This is a genomic window from Chromobacterium sp. FG89 (assembly GCF_057808735.1).
On sequence record NZ_JBMDIQ010000029.1, the window covers coordinates 18367 to 39993 of the forward strand.

The following is a 21627-nucleotide window of genomic DNA, read 5'->3' on the forward strand; positions in this document are numbered from 1 at the left end:
TTCGATTAGCCCTTGCTTCCCCCAATTACAGCAATTATACGAATTGATTTATTGTCCGGTATCTCATTATGAGAAATAACACGCAGCTGCGGCAGCGCGCGGCGCAGGAAGCGCGCCAGCAAAGGCCGCAGTCCCGGCGCGGTCAAGAGTACCGGATTGTACCCTTGAATTTCCACTTGTTCGGTTTCCTGGGCGGCGCTGGCCAGCAGATTTTCCGCCAGGCCCGGTTCCAGGCCGCCGCCGGTCTTGGATTGCACCGCCTGCATCAGCACATTTTCCAATGTCGGCTCCAGGGTCATCAAGGGTAATTCTTGCTCGCCGGGGAATAATTGCTGGACGATGACGCGGGACAGCGCGGTGCGCACGATATTGGTCAGTTCGTCGATGTCCTGGGTGGTGGCCACGTGATCGGCCAGCGTTTCCAGTATGGTGCGGAAATCGCGGATGTGGATGCCTTCGGTCAGCAGCTGTTGCAGCACTTTTTGCAGCGTGCCTATCGGCACCACCTTGGGCACCAGGTCTTCGATCAGCTTGGGCGATTCCTTGGCCTGATGATCGATCAGCGCCTGCACTTCCTCGCGGCCCAGCAATTCCGCCGCGTGGGTCTGCAGCAGATTGGAAATATGGGTGGCCACCACGGTGCTGGCGTCCACCACGGTATAGCCCAGGCTCTGCGCCTCTTCGCGCTTGCCGGCGTCTATCCAGATCGCCGGCAGGCCGAAGGCCGGATCGGTGGTGGGGGTGCCGGCCAGTTCGCCGTTGACCCGGCCCGGATTGATGGCCAGATATTGGCCGATGAAGGCTTCGCCTAGGCCCAGCTCCACGCCCTTGAGCAGGATGCGGTAGGCGTTGGGCTTGATTTCCAGGTTGTCGCGGATATGGACCGGTGGCACCAGAAAGCCCAGCTCCTGGGCGATCTTCTTGCGGATGCCGCGGATGCGGCGCAGCAGTTCGCCGTCCTGGCTGCGGTCCACCAGCGGAATCAGCCGGTAGCCCACTTCCATGCCCAACTGGTCCACGTGCTGGACATCGTTCCAGCTGACTTCGGTCGTGGTGTGTTCCGGCGGCGGCGCGGCCTGTTGCTGCTGCTCCGCCTGCTGCGCCTCGGCCTTCTGGCGCTTCTCCATCATGCGGCCCAGCAGGCCCAGGCTGCCGGCGATCAGCAGGAAGGAGAAGTGCGGCATATTGGGGATCAGGCCGACCATGCCGATCACCGCGGCGGTGATGTAGAGCACTTGCGGCTTGGTGAACATCTGGCCGAGGAATTGCTCGGACATGTCCTTGTCGGTGCCCACGCGGGACACCACGATGCCGGCGGCGGTGGAGATGATCAGCGCCGGAATCTGCGCCACCAGGCCGTCGCCGATTGTCAGCAGGGTATAGGTCTTGGCGGCGACGCCGGCGTCCAGATCGTGCTGGACCATGCCCACGATCAAGCCGCCGACGATGTTGATGATGATGATCAGGATGCCGGCCATGGCGTCGCCGCGCACGAACTTGGAGGCACCGTCCATCGCGCCGAAGAAGTTGGCTTCCTCGGCGATGGTGACGCGGCGCAGCCGGGCTTCGTCCTCGCCGATCAGGCCGGCGTTGAGGTCGGCGTCGATGGCCATCTGCTTGCCGGGCATCGCGTCCAGGGTGAAGCGGGCGCTCACTTCGGCGATGCGGCCGGCGCCCTTGGTGATCACCACGAAGTTGATGATGGTGATGATGACGAAGACCACGATGCCGATGGCGACGTTGTCGCCGATCAGGAAGTGGGCGAAGGATTCGATCACCTTGCCGGCGGCGTCCGGCCCGGAGTGGCCCTCCAGCAGGATGACCCGGCTGGAGGCGACGTTCAGCGACAGCCGCAGCAAGGTGGTGACCAGCAGCACGGTGGGGAAGGCGGAAAAGTCCAGCGGCTTGCGCACATTGATCCCCACCAGCAGCACGATCACCGAAACGGCGATGTTGAAGGTGAAGAAGATGTCCAGCAGCACCGGCGGCAGCGGCAGCACCATCATCGCCAGAATCAGGATGATGAGCACGGGGCCGGCCAGCTGGGTGACTTTGAAGCGCTTCAGTATGTCTAGTATGGAGTCCATGCTGGATTTATGGCTCAAGCCGGTCGAATCGGTTCGTCGACCTTATCATTATGGTGGCGTCGCATCTTGCTGGCGTTTGCTTTGCGGGTCAAGCTCGGCGGGCACGTCCAGCTGGTCCGGGAACACCGGCGCCAGGCCGCCGTTGTCCTGATAGCTCTTGAGCTGGAACACATAGGCCAGCACCTGGGCGGCGGCGGAATAGAGCTTGGCCGGAATGTCCTCTCCCATTTCGGCGTGGAAGTACAGCGCGCGGGCGAAGCTGGGCGAGCGCATCACGATGACGTGGTGGTCCTTGCCGGTGTCGATGATTTTTTCCGCCAGCTTCAAAGACCCCTTGGCCACCACTTGCGGCGCGCGCATGCCGTCGTCGTACTTGATCGCCACCGCGTAGTGGGTAGGGTTGGTGACGATGACGTTGGCGCTGGGAATCTCCTGCATCATGCGCTTGCGCGCGGCTTCGCGCTGCATCTGACGGATGCGGCCCTTGACCTCGGGCGAGCCCTCGGCCTCTTTGTATTCCTGCTTGACCTCTTCCTTGGTCATGCGCAGCTTCTTGTGATAGCTCCACAGCTGGAAGGGCACGTCTATCGCCACCAGCAGAATCATCGCCGAAGTCACCACGAAGAAGGTGGTGATGATCATATCGGTCATCTTGGCGATGCCGGTGGGTAGCGGCATGGAGATCAGGCCGATGATTTCCGCGCGCTCGCGCCAGATGAACCAGGTGGCGATGCCGCCGATCAGCACACTCTTGAGAATGGCCTTCAGCGCTTCGGTGGCGGCGTTGACCGAGAATATCCGTTTGATGCCGGGCAAGGGGTTGAGTTTGCTGAACTTGGGCTCGACCGCCTTGAAAGTGAGGTTCCAGCCGCCCACCAGCATGGGCACGAACAGCGCAACCAGCGCCAGGCCGGCCAGGAGCGGCGCCAGGCTCCACAGCGCGTTGAAAATGGTTTCCTTGAAGCGGGTCAGCGCCGGCTCCACATTGTGCACCGTGGTCTGGTCGAAGGTGAGCAGCATGCGCATGGTCTGCGCCAGATTGGTGGCGATGTGGCCGCCCTGGGCCATCAGCAGCGCCACGCCGGCCATGGTGATGGCGAAGGTGGTCAGCTCGCGCGAGCGCGGGATATTGCCGTCTTCTCGGGCGAGGCCCAGCCGTTTCGCGGTCGCGGGTTCGGTGCGTTCTAGATCGGAATCTTCAGCCATGTCCGGTGTTTCATGCTTCTGTCTTGATTTTAAAGAGAATGGTAGCCGAAGCGGCGAGGCCGGGCCAGCTTTTCCGAGCCGGCTTCAAGTCGGGTACAATGGCTGGTATCAAAGATGGAATGAACACAATGCGACAGTATCTCGACCTGATGCGCCATGTGCTGGAACATGGCCACGACAAGTCCGACCGCACCGGCACCGGCACCCGTTCGGTATTCGGCCACCAGATGCGTTTCGACCTGCAACAGGGTTTTCCGCTGATCACCACCAAGAAGTGCCATCTGCGTTCCATCATCCATGAATTGCTGTGGTTCCTGTCCGGCGAGACCAATATCCGCTATCTGAAGGAAAACGGCGTGTCGATCTGGGACGAGTGGGCCGATGAAAACGGCGATCTGGGGCCGGTCTACGGCTACCAGTGGCGCAGCTGGCCGGCGCCGGACGGCCGCCACATCGATCAGATCGCCAATGTGGTGGCGATGATCAAGAACAACCCGGATTCGCGCCGCCTGATCGTGTCGGCCTGGAACCCGGCGCTGGTGGACGAGATGGCGCTGCCGCCCTGCCACAGCCTGTTCCAGTTCTACGTGGCCGACGGCAAGCTGTCCTGCCAGCTTTATCAGCGCTCCGCCGACATCTTCCTGGGCGTGCCCTTCAATATCGCCAGCTATGCCTTGCTGACCATGATGGTGGCGCAGGTGTGCGGACTGCAGCCGGGCAATTTCGTCCACACGCTGGGCGACGCGCATCTGTACAGCAACCATCTGGAGCAGACCGAGTTGCAGCTCTCGCGCGAACCGCGCGCTTTGCCGACGATGAAGATCAATCCGCAGGTCAAGGACATCTTCGGCTTCAAGTTCGAGGATTTCGAACTGGAAGGCTACGATCCGCATCCGCACATCAAAGCGGCGGTGGCGGTATGACGGCGGCCGGGAAGCCGCGCTTGACCCTGGTGGCGGCGATGGCGGCCAAGCGGGTGATAGGCATAGACAACCGCCTGCCCTGGCATTTGCCGGAGGATCTCAAGCACTTCAAGGCGGTGACGCTGGGCAAGCCGGTGATCATGGGCCGCAAGACCTGGGACTCGATAGGCCGGCCGCTGCCGGGCCGCCGCAACATCGTGGTGACGCGCCAGACGGATTGGCGCGCCGACGGCGCGGAGGCCGCGCATTCGCTGGAAGAGGCTTTGGTCCTGGCCGGCGCGGTGGAGGAGGTGTGTTTGATCGGCGGCGCCGAATTGTACCGCCAGGCGATCGCCGGCGCGGATTGCCTGCGTCTGACCGAGATCGACGGCGATTACCCGGGCGACGCCCATTTCCCCGAGGTGTCCGCCGAGCTCTGGCGCGAGGACAGCCGCGAGGCGCATGTCAGCGCCGCCGGGCTGGCTTACGCCTTCGTCGATTATCTGCGGCGCTGATTAAATACCAGCCCCTGATGAAAAGCCTGCGTAGCGCGGGCTTTTTTGGTGCCGTTCGGCGGCGGCAGGAGGGGGCCCGTTTGCGCACGCAGGCTCCGGAGCGGAGCGATATCATGGGATGAGGTCTCTGCGGTTCTGCGCAATGGTGTGCGGGTTCGCAGGGCCAAAAAAAACGCCAAGACGAGAGTCTTGGCGTTTTGTCCGGCGGAGGTTTTCCGCCATGGCTGCGCAGCGCTTAGCCGAGCACGGCGGCCAGTGCGGCGTTGAAGCTGGCGCTAGGGCGCATCACCGCGCCGCACTTGGCGGCATCGGGGTGGTAGTAGCCGCCGATGTCGGCCGCTTTGCCTTGCACCGCCTTCAGTTCGGCCAGAATCTTCTGCTCGCTGTCGGCCAGGCTCTTGGCCAGCGGCGCGAAGCGGGCTTGCAGCTCCTTGTCGTCGGACTGGGCGGCCAGCGCCTGAGCCCAGTACATGGACAGGTAGAACTGGCTGCCGCGGTTGTCCAATTCGCCGGTGCGGCGCGACGGGGACTTGTCCTCGTCCAGCAGCTTGCCGGTGGCGAGGTCCAGCGTCTTGGCCAGGATCTTGGCCTTGTCGTTGCCGGTCTTGATGCCCAGTTCTTCCAGCGACACCGCCAGCGCCAGGAACTCGCCCAGGCTGTCCCAACGCAGATGGTTTTCTTCCAGCAGCTGTTGCACGTGCTTGGGCGCGGAGCCGCCGGCGCCGGTCTCGTACATGCCGCCGCCGGCCATCAGCGGCACGATGGACAGCATCTTGGCCGAGGTGCCCAGTTCCATGATGGGGAACAGATCGGTCAGGTAGTCGCGCAGAATGTTGCCGGTCACCGAGATGGTGTCCAGGCCGCGGGCCACGCGTTCCAGGGTGTAACGCATCGCGCGCACCTGGGACATGATGTGGATTTCCAGGCCGCTGGTGTCGTAATCCTTCAGGTAGGCGTGCACCTTCTTGATCAGCTCGTTCTCATGCGGGCGGTACGGGTCCAGCCAGAACACCGCCGGCATGCCGGAGTTGCGGGCGCGGGTGACGGCCAGCTTGACCCAGTCGCGGATCGGCGCGTCCTTCACCTGGCACATGCGCCAGATATCGCCTTGCTCGACGTTCTGCGACAGCAGCACCTCGCCGGTGGCGAGGTCGACGATGTTGGCGACGCCGTCTTCCTGGATTTCATAGGTCTTGTCGTGGGAGCCGTATTCCTCGGCCTTCTGCGCCATCAGACCGACGTTGGGCACGGTGCCCATGGTCTTGGGATCGAAGTTGCCGTGCCATTTGCAGAAGTTGATCATCTCCTGGTAAATGCGGGCGAAGGTGGATTCCGGCATCACGGCCTTGGCGTCGTAAGGCTTGCCGTCGGCGCCCCACATCTTGCCGCCGGCGCGGATCATCGCCGGCATGGAGGCGTCCACGATCACGTCGTTGGGCGAGTGGAAGTTGGTGATGCCCTTGGCCGAATCCACCATGGCCAGACGCGGGCGGTGCTCCTGGCAGGCGTGCAGATCGCGGATGATTTCTTCGCGCTTGGAGGCCGGCAGGGTTTCGATCTTCTCGTACAGGGTGGCCATGCCGTTGTTGACGTTGACGCCCAGTTCCTCGAACAGCTTGCCGTGCTTCTCGAAGGCTTCCTTGTAGTAGATCTTGACGCAGTGGCCGAACACGATGGGGTGGGACACCTTCATCATGGTGGCTTTGACGTGCAGGGAGAACAGGATGCCGGATTCGCGGCAGTCTTCCATTTCACGCTCGTAGAAGTCGCACAGCGCCTTCTTGCTCATGAACATGGAGTCGATGATCTCGCCGGCCTGCAGCGCGACCTTGGGCTTGAGCACGATGGTCTGGCCGTTCTTGGTGGTCAGCTCCATCTTCACGTCGCGCGCCTTGTCCAGCGTGATCGACTTTTCGCCGTGGTAGAAGTCGCCATGGTGCATGTGGGAGACGTGGGTCTGCGACCACTGCTTCCATTCGCCCATCGAGTGCGGATGCTTCTTGGCGTAGTTCTTCACCGCCAGCGGCGCGCGGCGGTCGGAGTTGCCCTCGCGCAGCACTGGGTTCACCGCCGAGCCCAGACACTTGGCGTAGCGGTCCTTGATCGCCTTGTCGGCGTCCGAGGCCGGGTTTTCCGGATAGTCCGGCAGCGGGTAGCCCTTGGCCTGCAGTTCCTTGACGCAGGCGATCAGCTGAGCCACCGAGGCGCTGATATTGGGCAGCTTGATGATGTTGGTGTCGGGCTGCTGGGTCAGCTTGCCCAGCTCGGCCAGGGTGTTCGGCACTTTCTGTTCGTCGGCCAGATAGTCGGGGAATTCGGCCAGGACGCGCGCCGCCAGCGAAATGTCCGCGGTGGCGATTTCAATGCCGGCGGAGCCGGCGAAGGCTTGCACGACCGGCAGGAAGGCGCTGGTCGCCAGCGCCGGCGCTTCGTCGGTCAGGGTGTAGATGATTTTGGGCTGTTCCGATGGCATTACTCTATCTCCTTTATCTTGTGACGACAGAACGATTGCGCAGGGCGCTGCCGGCGCATTGAAAGACCTTGGAAAGGCGGATGCCGGGCCCAGGCGACGCGGCCTGAACGCGGTCCGGAGACTCTCTGGCAATTTTCAAAAGCGAATTATACCTCTGTGCGCGCGCTTGGCTCGCAGCGCATTTGAACTTTTATGCTTGATAACTGCGCGGCGGCGGTTCGAATGCGAATTATAGGCCGCATCCGGCGCGTGCATGCGCCGGCTTCGCCGGCAAACTTGCGGCGCGCGGCGCGTGGCTCTTGTATCATTTGCCTCATTCTTTCTTGCCGCTCTTCACGCCATGTCCCGACTCATTCTGCTCAACAAGCCCTACGGCGTCATCTGTCAGTTTTCCGAGCATCCCAAGCATCCGACGCTCAAATCCTGCGTGCCCTTGCCGGGCGTGTATCCGGCGGGGCGGCTGGACACCGACAGCGAAGGCCTGTTGCTCTTGACCGGCGACGGGGAATTGCAGCACCGCATCGCCAATCCGCGCTGGAAACTGCCCAAGACCTATTGGGTGCAGGTGGAGGGGCAGATTCGCGAGGAGCAGCTGGAGCAGCTGCGCCGCGGCGTCGACCTGGGCGATTTCACCACCCAGCCGGCGCAGGCGCGGCGCATCGAGGCGCCCGCGCTGTGGGAGCGCACGCCGCCGGTGCGTTTTCGCAAGACGGTGCCGGACGGCTGGCTGGAGATCGTCATCAGCGAGGGCAAGAACCGCCAGGTGCGGCGCATGACCGCCAAGGTGGGGCTGCCGACGCTGCGCCTGGTGCGGGCGGCGATCGGGCCGTGGGCGCTGGACGGTCTGCAGCCGGGGGACATGCGCGAGCTGGAGGTGGATCTTGCGGATTTGCCGCGGGTCTCGCAAGCTCAGCGCACCGCCAAGCCCGGCGCGCAGCCGCGCGGCGGCGGTTTTCGGCGCGGAGGCCCGCGCAAGCCTTGAGTTTGCCTGGCGCCGACGGCGCAAAGAAAAACGGGGAAGCTTTCGCTTCCCCGTCCTGGGTGTCGCACGCGGCCCTGTTCTTTGGGCCTGCGTTTAGGCGCGGTGGCTGTCCTCGAAGTAGGCGATAGGCCCGGCGCTGGTTAAGCCGATGTGGAAGGTCGAGCTTTCCGGGAAGGTCTCGCCTATGCTTTCCGCGGCGCGCACGATCTCGTACAGCACTTCCACTTCCTTGAATTTTCGGGTGATGTTGTCATTGCCCAGCAACCAGGCCCGGATTTCCTCGGCATGCGGGTGGTTGTTTTCCAAGTCCAGCTGGCAGGCCGGCGTGCTGATCAGGCTGATCGCAGGCGGCATGCTGATGTCCAGTTGTTGCAATTGTTGGTTCGCCAGTTCGGCGAAGCTGGACAATTCGAGGTTGGCCCGCTCGCGGATGGAGGAAAGGGCAATGCTTCCATCGTCCGTGACCTGACTGAACAGCTGGACCAGGCCCGGGGCGGTGGCAGTGTTTTCAAGCGACATTGTTGTTGCTCCTGTCTCGGATGTTACCTTCTAGTAATATAGGAAACGTCCCCGGGTCTGGCCTGGTCATTTGGCCAGTTTCTTTAATTCATAGAGCAGAGCTTGCGCTTCCCGTGGCGAGAGATCGTCTAGATCGACCTCCAGAAGGCGTTCGACCGCGGGATTCGGTTCCGGTTCCACGTTTGCCGTCGTGGGTAAACTGATAAATAGGTCTGGCTGCACGCGGCTGGCGGAGTGGTTCTCCAGTTCGGTCAGATAGCGGCGCGCTTCCCGGATCACTTTGCCGGGCACGCCGGCCAACTGGGCCACCGCCAGGCCGTAGCTCTGGCTGGCCGGGCCTTCCTCCACATGGTGGAGGAACACGATGCGGTCCTTGTGCTCCACCGCGGACAGATGGACGTTGGCGACGCTGGGATATTCGCTTTCCAGGCTGGTCAGTTCGAAATAATGGGTGGCGAACAGGGTATAGGCGCGGCTTTTCTCTATCAGCGCCTTGGCGATGGCCCAGGCCAGCGCCAGGCCGTCGAAAGTGGAGGTGCCGCGGCCCACTTCATCCATCAGCACCAGCGAGTGTTCGGTGGCGTTGTTGAGGATGTTGGCGGTTTCCGTCATTTCCACCATGAAGGTGGAGCGGCCGCCGGCCAGGTCGTCCGAGGCGCCGATGCGGGTGAAGATGCGGTCTATCGGCCCGATCACCGCGCGTTGGGCCGGCACGAAGCTGCCGACGTGAGCCATCAGGGTGATCAGCGCGTTCTGGCGCATATAGGTGGATTTACCGCCCATGTTCGGGCCGGTGATCAGCAGCAGTTTGCGGGTGTCGGACAGCCGGGTGTCGTTGGCGATGAAGCGCTCCACCTCCGCCTCCACCACCGGGTGGCGGCCTTCGATGATTTCCAGCCGCGGTTCGGCGACGAATTCCGGCTCCACGTAGTTGTTGACGCTGGCGCGCTCGGCGAAGGCGGACAGCACGTCCAGCCCGGCCACCGCCTGGGCGATCAGCTTCAGGTCGGGGATGTGCGGCGCCAGCTGGTCCAGCAGGTCTTCGTACAACTGCTTTTCCAGCGCCAGCGCGCGGTCCTGCGCCGACAGCGCCTTGTCTTCGAATTCCTTCAGTTCCGGTGTGATGTAGCGTTCGGCGTTCTTCAGCGTCTGGCGGCGGCGGTAATCGTCCGGCACCTTGTCGCCCTGGGCCTTGGTGACTTCGATGTAGAAGCCATGCACGCGGTTGAATTCCACTTTCAGCGTGGGAATGCCGGTGCGTTCCTTCTCGCGCGCTTCCAGCGCCAGCAAGAAGGCGCCGCAGTCGGTCTGGATCGCGCGCAATTCGTCCAGCGTGGCGTTGAGGCCGTGGTTGATCACGCCGCCGTCGCGCAGGAAGGTGGAGGGCTCGGGCAGGATGGCCTGGCTGAGCATGGTTTCCACCGGGGAGTCGTCCGGCAGCAGACGCGCCAGCTCGCCCAGCAGCTCGGCGTCCAGGCCGGCGGCCAGCCGCTTGACGCCGGTCAGCGCCTTCAGCGAATCGCGCAGCGCGGCCAGATCGCGCGGGCGGGCGCTGCGCAGCGCGATGCGGGCGGTGATGCGTTCGATGTCCGCCACTTCGCGCAGCTGGGCGTGGGCGTCGTCGTAGGCCGGCAGCAGGGCGCGCACCGCTTCCAGCCGGCGCGCCAGCTTGCCGTGGCTACGGATGGGGTGATGCAGCCAATGGCGCAGCAGACGGCTGCCCATGCTGGTGGCGCAGCCGTCCAGCAGCGAGGCCAGGGTCGGCGACGGTTCGCCGCGTATGGTTTCGGTCAGTTCCAGGTTGCGGCGGGTGGCGCCGTCCATGCGGATCAGTTCGCCGGCGTCTTCCACCGCCAGATTGGCGATGTGGGCCGGGTTCACGCTCTGGGTGGTCTTGACGTATTCCAGCAGCGCGCCGGCGGCGCCCACCGCCACCGGCAGGGTGTCGGCGCCGAAGCCGGCCAGGTCGCGGGTGCCGAAGTGCCGGGTCAGCGTCATCTGCGCCGATTCGATGTCGAACTGCCACGGCGGCAGTTTTTTCTTGGGCGCGGCCACGGTTTCGAACACATTGAGGCCGGTGTCGTCCGGGATCACCAGCTCGGCCGGTTTCAAGCGTTCCAGCTCGCTGTGCAGATCGTCCACCCGGGTTTGCAGCACTTTGAATTCGCCGCTGGCGAGGGATAGCCAGGCCAGGCCCAGCACGCCCTTGACCATGTTCACCGCCAGCACCAGGTTGTCGCGCTTGTCGTCCAGCAGCGCGGCGTCGGTCAGCGTGCCGGGGGTGACGATGCGCACCACCTTGCGTTCCACCGGACCCTTGGACAGGGCCGGATCGCCGATCTGTTCGGCGATGGCGACGGATTCGCCCATCTTGACCAGGCGCGCCAGATAACCTTCCGCGGCGTGATAGGGCACGCCGGCCATCTTGATCGGATTGCCGCCGCTGGCGCCGCGTGTGGTCAGGGTGATGTCGAGCAAGCGCGCCGCCTTCTCCGCGTCCTCATAGAACAGTTCGTAGAAGTCCCCCATGCGATAGAACACCAGCTTGTCGGCGTGTTCGCGTTTGATGGCCAGGTATTGCTGCATCATCGGGGTGTGTTGGGGCGTGCTCATCGGCTATGGGCTCTTATGTTTTCAATGGACAACAGGATGCCGCGGCCGCGGCCCGCGGATCAAGGCCGCGCGGGCGCCGGGCATCCCTGATTAAAGATTTCAGCCCCGCGCGGGGCGGGGCTTTGGAGAGTCGGCGCTATTTTAGCGCAGCCCGACAGCGGCGTCAGCCGCGCCGGGCATGGGCGTCGCAATGCGGTTTGCAAGAGGCGGCGTCTTGTCAAGCGAGCCGCTCAACGATGGTTGTGATTGACTTGGTTTCATTGCGAATTTATGATTTATATCAAAGTTTCAGAAATTCCTGAAAATTGAGAACGTCATGAATCTATCGCCACTCGTCCAGTCTTTCGTGCTGCATTTCGGTGAAATGGGCAGCCGCTGGGGCATCAATCGCACCGTCGGGCAGATCTACGCGCTGCTATATGTATCTGAGAAGCCGCTGAACGCGGATGAAATCGCCGAAAGCCTGAGCTTCTCGCGCTCCAACGTCAGCATGGGACTCAAGGAGCTGGAGTCCTGGCGCCTGGTCCGGCTGCAGCACTTTCCCGGCGACCGCCGCGAATATTTCTCCACGCCCGACGATGTGTGGGCCATCTTCAAGACCCTGGCCGAGGAGCGCAAAAAGCGCGAGGTGGAGCCCACGCTGACCATGTTGCGCGGCGCCATCATGGAGAAGCCGGCCAGCGACGCGGAACGCCACGCGCAGCAGCGGATGAAGGAGATGCACCAGTTGATCGAACTGGTGACCACCTGGTTTTCCGACATCCAGCACATGGACGTGGAGACCTTGCAACGCTTGATGAAACTGGGCTCGCAGGTGCAGAAGATCCTGCAGTTCACCCACTCGCTTTCGAAACTGACCAGTCGCGACGGCGACAGGGAGTAGCTATGGACTTTGACCCGCTGGTATTGGCGCGCATTCAGTTCGGCGCCAATATTTCCTTCCACATCTTGTTTCCCACCATCAATATCGCGATGGGCTGGGTGCTGCTGTTCTTCAAACTGCGCTATCTCAAGACCGGCCAGCAGGGCTGGATGGACGCCTACGGCTTCTGGGTGAAGATTTTCGCGCTGTCCTTCGCGCTGGGCGTGGTCAGCGGCGTGACCATGAGCTTCCAGTTCGGCACCAACTGGCCGGGCTATATGCAGACGGTGGGCAATATCGCCGGTCCCTTGCTGGCTTACGAAATCCTGACCGCCTTCTTCCTGGAGGCCACCTTCCTCGGCGTGATGCTGTTCGGCCGTTCCAGGGTGTCGGAGCGGGTGCATACCTGGGCCACCTTCCTGGTCGCCTTCGGCAACACGGTGTCGGCGTTCTGGATCCTGGCCTTGAATTCCTGGATGCAGACCCCGGCCGGCTTCAAGATGGTGGACGGCAAGGCGGTGGTGACCAGCTGGCTGGAGGTGATCTTCAATCCTTCGCTGCCTTACCGGCTGACCCATATGCTGATCGCTTCCGGCCTGACCACGGCCTTCCTGGTGGCCGGCCTGTCCGCTTATCGCCGGCTGAAGGGCGACCGCAGCGACGGGGCCAAGATGGCCTTGAAAACCGGCGTGATCACCGCGGCCTTGCTGATTCCGCTGCAGATCTTCGTGGGCGACATGCACGGTCTGAACACCTTCAAGCATCAGCCGGCCAAGCTGGCGGCGATTGAAGGCGTCTGGCATACCGAGAAGGGCGCGCCCTTGCTGCTGTTCGCGCTGCCCAATGCGGAAACGCGGCAGAACGATATGGCGGTGGGCATTCCCAAACTGGCCAGCCTGATCATCACTCATGATCCCAACGGCGAGATCCGCGGCCTCAACGAGTTCGCCCAGCATCCGCCGGTGGGCAAGGTGTTCTGGAGCTTCCGGGTGATGGCGGGCGTCGGCGCGCTGATGCTGCTGGTGTCCTGGCTGGCCTGTTGGCAACTGCGCCGCCGCGGCCAGCTGGCGCCGCTGATGCTGCGGGCGCTGGTGGGCATGACCTTCGCCGGCTGGGTAGCGACCCTGGCCGGCTGGTACGTGACCGAGATCGGCCGTCAGCCGTGGCTGGTGGAAGGGGTGCTGACCACCGCGCAGGCGGCGGGTCCGGCGACCGGAGGCATGGTGGCGTCCACCCTGGCGATGTATCTGGGTCTATACCTGGTGTTGCTGACCGCTTATGTGTCGGTCTTGTTCTACATGGCGGGCAAGGCTGCCGGCCAGTCCGGCGGCGAGGCCGCGCATCTTGAGGAGAAACTGGCATGAGTGGCGCTGTGTACTGGTTGCCGGTGGTGTTCGCCGGCCTGATGGCCCTGGCCATGCTGATTTACGTGGTGCTGGACGGTTACGATCTGGGCGTGGGCCTGTTGCTGCCCTTCGCCGAGGACGACGAGAAGGACATGATGATCGCGTCTATCGGTCCGTTCTGGGACGCCAACGAAACCTGGCTGGTGCTCGGCGTGGGCTTGTTGCTGGTGGGCTTCCCGCTGGCGCACGGCATCATCCTGGGCGAACTCTATCTGCCGGTGGCGCTGATGCTGGCCGGCTTGATCGTGCGCGGCGTGGCTTTCGATTTCCGCGTCAAGGCGCGCGAACCGCACAAGCCGTGGTGGAACGTCGCCTTCGCCTGCGGTTCCCTGTTGGCGGCGTTGACCCAGGGCGTGATGCTGGGCCGCTATCTGACCGGTTTCGCCGAAGGCTGGCTGGCCTGGGGTTTCGCCTTGCTGGCCGGCATCGGCCTGGCGGCGGCCTATACGCTGTTGGGCGCAGGCTGGTTGATCATGAAGACCAGCGGCGCTTTGCAGGCCAAGGCGGTGGCTTGGGCGCGGCGCAGCCTGGCCGGCGCCGGCCTGTCGGTGCTGCTGGTGTCGGCTGCCACGCCGCTGGCCAGCAGCCATATCGCCGCCAAGTGGTTCGCCTTGCCGGAGTTCCTGCTGTTGCTGCCGCTGCCCTTGGGTTGCATCGTGTTGTTCGCCACCTTGTGGGTGATCCTGCCGCGGCTGGCGGTGCGCCAGGCGGCAGGCAACGACAATTGGTGCTGGGCGCCGTTCGCCTGCACCGTCGGCATCGTGCTGTTGTCGTTCTGGGGCCTGACCTATAGCGTGTTCCCGGAGGTGGTGATCGGCCGGTTGAACATCTGGCAGGCGGCCAGCGACACCGCGGCGCTGTGGGTGATCTTCTGGGGCGCGGCGGTGGTGCTGCCGGTGATTCTGCTGTACACGGCCTTCGTCTATCGGGTGTTCCACGGCAAGGCCAATGCGCTGACTTACCAATAAGCTTGCGATTTCCGTCCTTGACGAAGCCGCCTTTGCCGAGCAGAGGCGGCTTTTGCCATACTGGAAGCGCGTCATCCGCCTGCAATCCGCGTCGGCGACAATGACGCCTTTTGTCCGAGGTCCGCAAGGAAGCGCCCATGTCCCAATCCACGTCCGGCCGGCAATGGCCTTATCCCCGCTTCATCGCCCATCGCGGCGGCGGCGTCCTGGCGCCGGAGAACACCCTGGCGGGATTTCGCGAAGGCTTGCGCTACGGCTACCGCGGCGCGGAATGCGATGTGAAGCTGTCCGCGGACAATGTCTGCTTTCTGCTGCACGACGACACGGTGGAGCGCACCAGCAACGGCCGCGGCGCGGCGGCGGCGATGAGCATGGCGCAATTGGCGCGGCTGGACGCCGGCGGCTGGAAGGGCGCGGCTTTTGCCGGCGAGCCGATGCCGACGCTGGACAATGTCGCCGCTTATTGCCTTGCGCACGGCATCGCCTTGAACATCGAGATCAAACCTTGCCCGGGACGGGAGGCGGACACCGGCGCGGCGGTGGCGGCGGAAGCCGCGCGGCTATGGGCCGGCGCCGCGCAGCCGCCCTTGCTGTCGTCTTTTTCCGACGAGGCGCTGCGCGCCGCGCGCGACGCCGCGCCACGTCTGCCGCGCGCCTGGCTGGTGGAGCAGGCGCCGGCGGACTGGGAGGCGCGTTTGCGTGAGCTGGCTTGTATTGCGCTGCACTGTGATCACCAGAGCTTGAGCGCTGAGCTGAGCGCCGAGATCAAGCGAGCCGGCTTTCAATTGCTGTGCTACACGGTGAACCGGCCGGCCGACGCCGAGCGCTTGCTGGCCTGGGGCGTGGACAGCGTCTGCACGGATCGCTTGGATTTGCTGCGGCCTATTTCAGATTGAAAGCCTTGAAGCTCCCGTCCGCCTTCATCGTCAGGATGGCGTGGTTCAGCCGTTGCATGGCGTCGTCGCTCAATTGAGGATGGCAGGCGAAATAGATGTCCGTCTCATTCACCACCAGGGCGACGCGCGGCGTCGCCATTTTCATTTTGTCGGCCATGCCCTGTATGCCCACATCCAGCGTGGCCAGCAAGTCGATGCGGCCCAATTGCAGTTTGCGCAGGCTGGTTTCCAAATCCGCGCTTTCGTCCAGCGCCCAGCCCTGTTGTCTTAGCCGGCTGGCCACGGCGGTGCCGCGCACGGCGCCGATGTGGAATTGCCGGGCCTGCTCCGCCTTGCCGAAGCGGCGGGTCTCGTCTTGACGCGCCAGCAGCACCAGCCGCAGGCGGATGATGGGCTCGCTCCAGCGGAACAGCGCCTCGCGTTCGGGAAAGCGGGCGGCGGTCAGGCAGGTGTCCGGGGTGTGCCGGACCAGCAGCACCGCGCGGGCGGTGGGGTAGGGCGCGAACTTGAACGGCAGGCCGGCGCGTTGCGACAGCGCGCGCATCAGGTCGATGGCGGCGCCGGAGACGCGTTGCTGATCGGCTGACACTTCGATGATGGGAGGCTGAGGGCTGACCAGTATGGTCAGCCCGGCCGCCGCGGCCGGCGCCGGGGCCAGCGCCGCGATCCCCAGCCACAGCAGGCGCCGCATCGCGGCCTAGACGCTGAAGCGGCCGGCGAGCTGGCCCAGCCGCTGCGACACCGACTGCAGTTCGCCGGCGGTCTGCGCGCTGGCTTCGACGGCGCTGGCGTTGGTTTCCGACATCCGCGCCACGCTCTCCACGTTTTGCGCCAGGGACTGGCTGGCGCTGCTCTGTTCCTTCAGCCCCTGAGTGATTTGATGGATGCTGTCCAGCACCTGGTCCACGCATTGGCGGATGGAGGCGATGCTGGCGCCGGCGTTGCGGGTGTTTTCCTGGCCTTGCATGATGGCGCTCATGCCGGTTTGCATATTGGCGATGGCCTGCTGCGAGGTGCGCTGGATGTCGGAGACGATGGTGCTGATCTCAGTGGTGGATTGCGCGGTGCGTTCCGCCAGCTTGCGCACCTCGTCGGCCACCACGGCGAAGCCGCGGCCTTGTTCGCCGGCGCGCGCGGCTTCAATGGCGGCGTTCAGCGCCAGCAGATTGGTTTGGTCGGCGACATCGCGGATCACATCGACGATGCTGGCGATGGACTCCGATTGCTGGCCCAGCGCGCCTATGGTTTCCGAGGCCGAGGACACGTCGCGCACGATGCTGTCCATGCTGGCGCTGGCGTCGTGGATGATGGCGTTGCCCTCGCTGGATTGGCTGACCGCGGCGCGCGAGAGTTGATTGGCTTGTTCCGATTGCTCGGCGCTGACCATCAGGCTGGTGCTCAACTGCTCGATCGCCGCCGCCATGCTGGCCGCCGCCTGAGTTTGCTTGGTGCTGCTGTGGGACACGTTCTGGGCGCTTTGCGCCATCTGGTCGGCGGCCGAATTGACTTCGCGCGAGGTGTCCAGCAACTGGGTCACGGTGTCGCGCAATTGGTCGCGCATCTGGCCGATGGAGGCAAGCAAGCTGCTACGGTCCTGTTCGCGCAACTGGATGCGGGTGCCCAGCTGGCCGGCGGCCAATTGCTCGACCACGCTTTGAACGTAGAAAGGCTCGCCGCCCAGTTGCAGGGTGATGGACAGATAGAGCTGGTGGAACAGGAAGCTGGCCAGTAGCATGGCGGCCAGGCCGATGCCGATGTAGAAATTGCGCTGGGCCTGCATCCGTTCGATGCGGGCTTGCAGCAGCGTGTCCAGATTGTTCAGCGTCACGTCGCCGAAGCGGGCGCCGATCTCGGCGTTTTTCGCCGCCATGCCGCTCACAGCCAAGGCCGCGCCGGTTTGGCCGGCGATGGCCTTGTCTATGGCCGCGCCCTGGCCTTGATGAAACGCGGCCAAGGCCTGGGATTCGGCGTTCAGCGCGGTCTTCAGCGCCGGATTGTAGGCCAGCGCCTTGGCCAGATCGCCATTCAAGCCGTCCAGCGCGCCGTTGATCAGCGGGCGCAGTTCCACCAGGCGGTCGCGTTCCGCCGGCGTCAGCGCCTGGCCGGCTTCCGGTTTGGCGGCCCAGGCCAGCGCTTCGCCGATGTAGTTGCTCAGCGAGGGCAGCTTGGCGGTGGCGGCGTCCATCAGGTAATAGCTGTCGATGTCCGGGTCCAGCGTCAGATTGGAATTGTCGCTGGCGGCGCCGAGCAGGGCGTTGAGTTTGTCCGCGGTGCTGTCAAAGCTGGCGATCACTTGCGGCGGCGGCGCCGCGCCTATCCGCGACAGCGTGCCTCGCGCGGCGCTGGCGGTTTTCCAGGCCTCGTCGGTTTGCAGGATGGCGCCGTATTGTTCATGGGCGCTTTGCAGCCGGTTCCAGCCTTGTTCCAACTGCGCCTGCGCTGCCGGCAGCGCCGCCTTGGCGGCGGCCTCGCCCTGCGCCGCTCGCACGGCCAGATCCTGGGCTTGTTCCAGCGCGCCCAGCAGGTGATGCAGCGGCTGGATGTAGGACACGCCGACTCTTTCTTTTTGCGAAAAGTCGATATTGTCCTGATTGGTTCGATACAGACCGTACACCATATAGAGTAAGGCGACGGCAAAGACCGCGCCGATCAGCGCAAAGCGGCTGGGGTAGCTCAAGCGCTGCATCAGCCTTACCACGGGCGTTGTCATGATTTCGCTCCTGACTGTGGCGGCGACGCCCGCAATGTGAACGTCTACCGCGCCAGTTCCAGAATAGGCAATTTTCACGGACTGCGATTGCCGCATGAAATGCGATGGCTGGGCTGAAGCGCCGCGTATCAGTTCATTGCGGGCGGGAGCATGAGCTTTGCCTTGTCTGGCGTATGAAGGCAACCGGCCATAATGCTTAAGTCATCAAAAATGACTTTTGATTGTTTTGTGCTTGGATAAATAGGCCGCTCTCTGGACGGGATCAATGACAAAGGCGTGTCCGGCTGCGACGGAAAGCCGGCTGGCGCGGCTTTGGCCGATGGCGTCCGGCATTGCCAGCAATCACTCTATTTTGCTAAATTCGCCGGGTTTCGCATCAAAACAGTCTGACGAAGCGGTGTCCCGAAGCAGGCGGCCTGACGGCCGCGGGGAGCTGTCTCGTCAAGACCGCAACCCTCGAGCCCGACGCCAAGATCGGGACGGGGTCAATCTTCCAGTCTGAAATCCTTCCGGCGCGCGTCGCCCATTTCCAGATTGCCACGCTCAGAGCTTTAAGAGGATCCATGGACTTGCTTCATTCGTTTATCAATGCCGCCAATGATGTGATTTGGGGCAAGATGCTGATCGGCCTGTTGCTGGCCGTCGGCTTGTATTTCTCGTTGCGTTCCGGCCTGTTGCAGCTGAGGCTGTTCGCGCGCGGCTGGCGCGAAATGATGGGCGGCCGCGGCGGCCATCGCAGCAAGGACGATATTTCGCCGTTCCAGGCTTTCGCCACCGGCCTCGCCAGCCGGGTGGGCACCGGCAATATCGCCGGCGTGGCCATCGCCATTGCCGCCGGCGGCCCCGGCGCGGTGTTCTGGATGTGGCTGACCGCCATGCTGGGCATGGCCAGCGCTTTCGCCGAATCGACTTTGGCGCAGCTGTTCAAGACCAATCACCATGACGACACCTTCCGCGGCGGCCCGGCCTACTACATCCAGAAAGGCCTGGGGCAACGCTGGCTGGGCGTGATCTTCGCCCTGTGTCTGATCCTGGCCTTCGGCCTGGTGTTCAACGCGGTGCAGGCCAACTCCATCGTGGCGGCCACCGAGGGCGCCTGGGGCTGGAACCGCTATATGGTGGGCATCGCCCTGGTGGTGATGACCGCCCCCATCATTTTTGGCGGCGTGCGCTCGGTGGCGCGGGTGGCCGAGTGGCTGGTGCCGGTGATGGCGGCCATTTATCTGCTGATGACCTTCTATGTCTTGGCGGCGCACGCGGCCGAGCTGCCGGGTTTGATCGTGCTGATCGTCAAGAGCGCCTTCGGTCTGGAGCAGGCGGCGGGCGGCTTCGCCGGCTATGCGGTGAGCCAGGCGATGATGCTGGGCATCAAGCGCGGCCTGTTCTCCAATGAGGCGGGCATGGGCTCCGCTCCCAACGCGGCGGCGACGGCGACTTCGCGTCACCCGGCGAGTCAGGGCGCGATCCAGATGTTCGGCGTCTTCATCGACACCATGGTGATCTGTACCGCCACCGCCGCCATCATTCTGCTGTCCGGCGTGTATGACCAGGGTTTGAGCGGCGTGGCGCTGACGCAGAAGGCGATCGAATCGCAGTTCGGCCCGATAGGCGCGTCCTTCCTGGCGGTGGCGATGTTCCTGTTCGCCTTTTCCACCATCATCGGCAATTACGCTTACGCCGAGGGCAATGTCGAATTCATCCGCAGCAATAAGGGGATCTTGCTGGCCTTCCGTCTGATCGTGCTGGCGATGGTGATGTTCGGCGCGGTGGCCAGCCTGCCGCTGGTGTGGGATATGGCCGACTTCGCCATGGGCCTGATGGCGCTGATCAATCTGGTGGCCATCGTGCTGCTGTCGCGTTATTTCTTCATTGTGCTGAAGGATTACGAGCGTCAGCTGAAGCGGGGCGAGTCCACCCCGGTGTTCAAGGTGGCGGATTACCCGGAACTGGCCGCCAAGGTGGAAAAAGACATCTGGTAAGCCTGCGTCCGGCTCCAACGATAAACAGCCCGCGTCCTGACGCGGGCTGTTTTGTTGCTAGCCCCGTTCAAATGGTCTTGGAGTAGCGCGCCTGGGTGCGGCGCTCCCGCAGATGGCGGTCGAAGATCATCGCGATATTGCGGATCAGGAAGCGGCCCTTGGGCTCCACCATGATGAAGTCGCCGTCGAAGGACAGCAGGCCCAGTTGCTGGTATTCGCGGATCTGCGGCAGTTCTTCGGCGAAGTACTCGGCGAAGTTGATGCCGTGGATCTCTTCCAGCGCTTCCACCGACAGCGAGAAGCGACACATCAGGCCTTGGATGATGCTGCGGCGCAGGATGTCGTCATTGTCCAGCGTCAGCCCGCGCAACACCGGCAGATGGCCGCTGTCCAGCGCCGCGTAATAACTGTCCAGGTCCTTGGCGTTCTGGCTGTAACAGGGGCCGACCTTGCCGATGGAGGACACGCCAAGACCGATCATGTCGCAGTCCGCATGGGTGGAGTAGCCCTGGAAATTGCGTTGCAGCCGGCCCTGGCGCAGGGCGGAGGCCAGTTCGTCGTCCGGCTTGGCGAAGTGATCCATGCCGATGAAGACATAGCCGGCGTCGGCCAGGCGCTGCACCGAGTCCTGCAGGATGTCCAGCTTGGTTTCCGGCGAGGGCAGATCGGCCTCGTTGATGCGCCGCTGCGGCATGAACACGGTGGGCAGGTGGGCGTAGTTGTACAGCGCCAGCCGGTCCGGCCCGATGGCGATCACCTTGTCCAGCGTGCGGCGCACCGATTCCCGAGTCTGCAGCGGCAGGCCGTAGATCAGATCGACGCTGACGGACTTGAAGCCGGCGTCGCGCGCGGCCTGGATCACCTCCAGTGTTTCCTCTTCGGACTGCACCCGGTTCACCGCCTGCTGCACCGCCGGTTCAAAGTCCTGAATCCCGACGCTGATGCGGTTGAATCCGAGTTCGGCCAGTTTGAAGATTGTCGCCGCGCTGACTTTGCGCGGGTCTATTTCTATGGAATACTCCCCCTCCTTCAAGAACTCGAAATGAGTCTTGAGCAAGGTCATCAATCGTTCCAGTTGCGCGTCGGACAAGAAAGTGGGGGTGCCGCCGCCGAAATGCAGCTGTATCACTTGCTCGCGGCGGCCCAGACAGGAGGCGATCATGCGGACCTCCTTCTCCAGGTAGTCCAGGTACAAGTCCGCTTTGCCGCTGTCCTTGGTGATGATCTTGTTGCAACCGCAGTAGTAGCAGATAGTGTTGCAAAAAGGTATATGAGCGTACAATGATAAAGGTTTCCGGTTGGCGCCGATGCTGCGCTGCCGTAGCCAGTGGATGTAGTCTCTTTCGGCAAAACCCGGCGTAAAGCGATCCGCTGTCGGGTATGACGTATATCTAGGACCTGTCCCGTCGAGGCGCTCAATCAGCGCGCGGTCGAATTCAAAATGGGCAGGAGAAAATGGGTGGGTGGTCTTCATGTCGTATTTGGATGGCAAAACCTCTGGTGGACTGG

16 protein-coding genes are annotated in these 21627 nt (G+C 63.5%); 8 read left to right on the plus strand and 8 right to left on the minus strand.

Features of this window, described 5'->3' with window-relative positions:
• Nucleotides 1–5: 5 nt before the first annotated feature.
• Together flhA and flhB are read right to left on the minus strand one after the other, a co-directional pair.
• Nucleotides 6–2087 (minus strand): flagellar biosynthesis protein FlhA, encoded by a 2082-nt coding sequence (flhA, locus tag ACODRW_RS21390; RefSeq protein WP_107801935.1) that lies wholly within the window; start codon nt 2085–2087, stop codon nt 6–8.
• Between the two features lie 48 nt (nt 2088–2135).
• On the minus strand, nt 2136–3293 hold the full coding sequence (flhB, locus tag ACODRW_RS21395) for a flagellar biosynthesis protein FlhB (protein WP_107800370.1): 1158 nt from the start codon (nt 3291–3293) through the stop codon (nt 2136–2138).
• Nucleotides 3294–3421: 128 nt separating this feature from the next.
• Between flhB and ACODRW_RS21400 the strand changes: the two genes are divergently transcribed.
• Both ACODRW_RS21400 and ACODRW_RS21405 read left to right on the plus strand, forming a co-directional pair.
• A complete protein-coding gene (locus ACODRW_RS21400) occupies nt 3422–4216 on the plus strand; it encodes a thymidylate synthase (protein WP_488906652.1) in 795 nt (264 codons plus the stop codon).
• Nucleotides 4213–4710: a dihydrofolate reductase gene (locus ACODRW_RS21405; protein ID WP_488906653.1), complete on the plus strand. Its 498-nt coding sequence runs from the start codon at nt 4213–4215 to the stop codon at nt 4708–4710. Before ACODRW_RS21400 ends, ACODRW_RS21405 begins: the two co-directional genes overlap by 4 nt.
• Before the next feature lie 235 nt (nt 4711–4945).
• On the opposite strand, the gene ACODRW_RS21410 is transcribed toward ACODRW_RS21405, so the two are convergent.
• Nucleotides 4946–7183, minus strand: coding sequence for an NADP-dependent isocitrate dehydrogenase (locus tag ACODRW_RS21410; RefSeq protein ID WP_227104716.1), 2238 nt, complete (start codon nt 7181–7183; stop codon nt 4946–4948).
• A gap of 340 nt (nt 7184–7523) precedes the next feature.
• Between ACODRW_RS21410 and ACODRW_RS21415 the strand changes: the two genes are divergently transcribed.
• Nucleotides 7524–8165 carry a pseudouridine synthase gene (locus tag ACODRW_RS21415; protein ID WP_486635749.1) on the plus strand — a complete coding sequence of 214 codons (642 nt, stop codon included), beginning with the start codon at nt 7524–7526 and terminating at the stop codon, nt 8163–8165.
• 93 nt (nt 8166–8258) lie between these two features.
• Here ACODRW_RS21415 and ACODRW_RS21420 read toward each other — a convergent pair whose 3' ends face one another.
• Both ACODRW_RS21420 and mutS read right to left on the minus strand, forming a co-directional pair.
• Nucleotides 8259–8684 (minus strand): hypothetical protein, encoded by a 426-nt coding sequence (locus ACODRW_RS21420; RefSeq protein WP_107800364.1) that lies wholly within the window; start codon nt 8682–8684, stop codon nt 8259–8261.
• A 66-nt stretch (nt 8685–8750) separates the two neighbouring features.
• On the minus strand, nt 8751–11297 hold the full coding sequence (gene mutS, locus ACODRW_RS21425; RefSeq protein ID WP_253314529.1) for a DNA mismatch repair protein MutS: 2547 nt from the start codon (nt 11295–11297) through the stop codon (nt 8751–8753).
• A 316-nt stretch (nt 11298–11613) separates the two neighbouring features.
• Between mutS and ACODRW_RS21430 the strand changes: the two genes are divergently transcribed.
• The 4 genes from ACODRW_RS21430 (at nt 11614) to ugpQ (ending at nt 15429) form a co-directional block, all read left to right on the plus strand.
• On the plus strand, nt 11614–12180 hold the full coding sequence (locus ACODRW_RS21430; RefSeq protein WP_107800362.1) for a GbsR/MarR family transcriptional regulator: 567 nt from the start codon (nt 11614–11616) through the stop codon (nt 12178–12180).
• Nucleotides 12181–12182: 2 nt separating this feature from the next.
• Nucleotides 12183–13523: a cytochrome ubiquinol oxidase subunit I gene (locus ACODRW_RS21435; RefSeq protein WP_227104710.1), complete on the plus strand. Its 1341-nt coding sequence runs from the start codon at nt 12183–12185 to the stop codon at nt 13521–13523.
• Nucleotides 13520–14533 (plus strand): cytochrome d ubiquinol oxidase subunit II, encoded by a 1014-nt coding sequence (locus ACODRW_RS21440; protein WP_019100876.1) that lies wholly within the window; start codon nt 13520–13522, stop codon nt 14531–14533. The genes ACODRW_RS21435 and ACODRW_RS21440 overlap by 4 nt, the downstream gene beginning before the upstream one ends.
• Before the next feature lie 137 nt (nt 14534–14670).
• Entirely contained in the window at nt 14671–15429 is a 759-nt protein-coding gene (gene ugpQ / locus ACODRW_RS21445; RefSeq protein WP_107800360.1) for a glycerophosphodiester phosphodiesterase, read from the plus strand.
• Here the strand turns inward: ugpQ and ACODRW_RS21450 are convergent.
• Together ACODRW_RS21450 and ACODRW_RS21455 are read right to left on the minus strand one after the other, a co-directional pair.
• Nucleotides 15416–16120: a substrate-binding periplasmic protein gene (locus tag ACODRW_RS21450; protein WP_107800359.1), complete on the minus strand. Its 705-nt coding sequence runs from the start codon at nt 16118–16120 to the stop codon at nt 15416–15418. The two genes, ugpQ and ACODRW_RS21450, sit on opposite strands and share 14 nt — an antisense overlap.
• Before the next feature lie 6 nt (nt 16121–16126).
• Entirely contained in the window at nt 16127–18139 is a 2013-nt protein-coding gene (locus tag ACODRW_RS21455; protein WP_227104704.1) for a methyl-accepting chemotaxis protein, read from the minus strand.
• 563 nt (nt 18140–18702) lie between these two features.
• Here ACODRW_RS21455 and ACODRW_RS21460 point away from each other — a divergent pair.
• On the plus strand, nt 18703–20118 hold the full coding sequence (locus ACODRW_RS21460; RefSeq protein WP_107800357.1) for an alanine/glycine:cation symporter family protein: 1416 nt from the start codon (nt 18703–18705) through the stop codon (nt 20116–20118).
• Between the two features lie 67 nt (nt 20119–20185).
• Here ACODRW_RS21460 and hemN read toward each other — a convergent pair whose 3' ends face one another.
• Nucleotides 20186–21592, minus strand: coding sequence for an oxygen-independent coproporphyrinogen III oxidase (gene hemN, locus ACODRW_RS21465; protein ID WP_488906654.1), 1407 nt, complete (start codon nt 21590–21592; stop codon nt 20186–20188).
• Nucleotides 21593–21627: the final 35 nt, after the last annotated feature.

Bases quoted from the DNA above. Each gene is read 5' to 3' on its own strand.
- ACODRW_RS21420 (WP_107800364.1), bottom strand. From the start codon at position 8,684: ATGTCGCTTGAAAACACTGCCACCGCCCCGGGCCTGGTCCAGCTGTTC.
- ACODRW_RS21410 (WP_227104716.1), bottom strand. From the start codon at position 7,183: ATGCCATCGGAACAGCCCAAAATCATCTACACCCTGACCGACGAAGCG.
- flhB (WP_107800370.1), bottom strand. From the start codon at position 3,293: ATGGCTGAAGATTCCGATCTAGAACGCACCGAACCCGCGACCGCGAAA.
- mutS (WP_253314529.1), bottom strand. From the start codon at position 11,297: ATGAGCACGCCCCAACACACCCCGATGATGCAGCAATACCTGGCCATC.
- ACODRW_RS21440 (WP_019100876.1), top strand. From the start codon at position 13,520: ATGAGTGGCGCTGTGTACTGGTTGCCGGTGGTGTTCGCCGGCCTGATG.
- ACODRW_RS21415 (WP_486635749.1), top strand. From the start codon at position 7,524: ATGTCCCGACTCATTCTGCTCAACAAGCCCTACGGCGTCATCTGTCAG.
- ugpQ (WP_107800360.1), top strand. From the start codon at position 14,671: ATGTCCCAATCCACGTCCGGCCGGCAATGGCCTTATCCCCGCTTCATC.
- hemN (WP_488906654.1), bottom strand. From the start codon at position 21,592: ATGAAGACCACCCACCCATTTTCTCCTGCCCATTTTGAATTCGACCGC.
- ACODRW_RS21400 (WP_488906652.1), top strand. From the start codon at position 3,422: ATGCGACAGTATCTCGACCTGATGCGCCATGTGCTGGAACATGGCCAC.
- ACODRW_RS21450 (WP_107800359.1), bottom strand. From the start codon at position 16,120: ATGCGGCGCCTGCTGTGGCTGGGGATCGCGGCGCTGGCCCCGGCGCCG.
- ACODRW_RS21435 (WP_227104710.1), top strand. From the start codon at position 12,183: ATGGACTTTGACCCGCTGGTATTGGCGCGCATTCAGTTCGGCGCCAAT.
- flhA (WP_107801935.1), bottom strand. From the start codon at position 2,087: ATGGACTCCATACTAGACATACTGAAGCGCTTCAAAGTCACCCAGCTG.
- ACODRW_RS21455 (WP_227104704.1), bottom strand. From the start codon at position 18,139: ATGACAACGCCCGTGGTAAGGCTGATGCAGCGCTTGAGCTACCCCAGC.
- ACODRW_RS21405 (WP_488906653.1), top strand. From the start codon at position 4,213: ATGACGGCGGCCGGGAAGCCGCGCTTGACCCTGGTGGCGGCGATGGCG.
- ACODRW_RS21430 (WP_107800362.1), top strand. From the start codon at position 11,614: ATGAATCTATCGCCACTCGTCCAGTCTTTCGTGCTGCATTTCGGTGAA.
- ACODRW_RS21460 (WP_107800357.1), top strand. From the start codon at position 18,703: ATGGACTTGCTTCATTCGTTTATCAATGCCGCCAATGATGTGATTTGG.